This is a genomic window from Streptomyces cahuitamycinicus (assembly GCF_002891435.1).
Lineage (GTDB): Bacteria > Actinomycetota > Actinomycetes > Streptomycetales > Streptomycetaceae > Streptomyces > Streptomyces cahuitamycinicus.
The window spans coordinates 1-809 of record NZ_POUC01000908.1; the positions used below are offsets into that span (position 1 = coordinate 1).

Below are 809 nucleotides of genomic sequence, written 5' to 3' on the forward strand. Positions count from 1 at the left end.
GGGAGAGGCGGGTGGAGACGCCTTCGATGTCCTCGTCGAGGAGGACGTCCCCCACGACGACGAGCGGGTGTGGCCCGGTCATGACGTGCTCCCGTGGGTGAGGACCGCGCGGCGTGCCGGCAGCGCGGACACGGCCGTGTCGAAGCACTCGCAGAGCAGGTGGACGGCGACGAGATGGATCTCCTGGACGTTCGCGGTGCTGCCGGCGTCGATGCACAGGGATGCGTGGGCGGCTTCCGCGAGGGGGTTGGGGCCGCGCCCGGTCAGGGCCCACACGCGCAGTCCGGCCCGCCGGGCGGTCACGGCGGCGGCGATGAGGTTGGGGCTGCGGCCGGAGGTGGAGAGCAGCATCAGGATGTCGCCGGGGCGGCCGTGGGCGGTGACCTGACGGGCGTAGACGTGGTCGAAGCCGTAGTCGTTGCCGATGGCGGTCATGCTGGACGTCTCGGCGTGCAGGGCGAGCGCGGAGTAGGCGCGGCGTTCCCGGCGGTAGCGGCCGACGAGTTCGGCGGTGAGGTGCTGGGCCTGGGCGGCGCTGCCGCCGTTGCCCGCGGCCAGCAGCCGGCCGCCGGCGGTGAGGACGTCGGCGAGACGGCCGCCCCAGTCCGCGACCCGGTCGAGGCCGTGCTCGCGGAACCCTCCGAGGGCTTCCTCCAGTGACCGGCAGTGCAGTCGCGCGGTTTCCAGGACGGGGTGTGCGGGGGGTTCGCTCATGTCGATCGGGCGTACCGCCGTGGGTGACGGCGGCGAACCCGCACCTCCTTCGGGGTGTCGAACGTCGGCCTCGGCGGCTGTCGTCGGGCGGGGGC

The 809-nt window shown here is 74.0% G+C and carries 1 protein-coding gene; it reads right to left on the reverse strand.

The genetic code is table 11. The features are described from left to right. Positions 1-78 precede the first annotated feature (78 nt). Positions 79-714 (reverse strand): D-sedoheptulose-7-phosphate isomerase, encoded by a 636-nt coding sequence (locus C1J00_RS43820; RefSeq protein ID WP_102914269.1) that lies wholly within the window; start codon positions 712-714, stop codon positions 79-81. Positions 715-809: the final 95 nt, after the last annotated feature.

What these genes read in the sequence shown, in the direction of transcription:
- C1J00_RS43820 (WP_102914269.1), bottom strand. Translation starts at nt 714, where the DNA reads ATGAGCGAACCCCCCGCACACCCCGTCCTGGAAACCGCGCGACTGCAC.